Source organism: Bradyrhizobium sp. Kon58, assembly GCF_055807455.1.
The window spans coordinates 1-262 of sequence record NZ_JBVVOT010000476.1 but is presented as its reverse complement, the minus strand read 5'-3'; the positions used below and the strand labels follow the sequence as shown (position 1 = coordinate 262).

The 262-nt window shown below is 67.6% G+C and carries 1 protein-coding gene; it reads right to left on the bottom strand.

Annotation, left to right across the window (positions count from 1 at the left end):
- On the bottom strand, positions 1 to 210 hold a 210-nt coding region (locus AC0L20_RS41205), incomplete at its 3' end, for an MFS transporter (RefSeq protein WP_473295862.1).
- Between the last annotated feature and the right edge of the window lie 52 nt (positions 211 to 262).

Here is a 262-nt window from a genome sequence, read left to right as displayed (position 1 = left end):
CAGGCTGACCTTCATCATCGCGCCGACTCCGAACCGATCGGCGAGTGCGCCCGCCAGCGGCGCGACCAGGGCCAGCGGCAGCAGGAAGCCGGAAACCACCCAGGGAAACAGGGTGGTGTCCTGCATCTGGGCGTTGATCTGCGGCAGGATGGTGCTGACCGCCGTGCTGTCCATGGCGGCAAGGAACAGCGCGACGAGCACGGCGACCACACTCAGCGGGTACTTCCCTGCCCCGGCCTCTGGCGAGGCAAGCGTTTGTGAC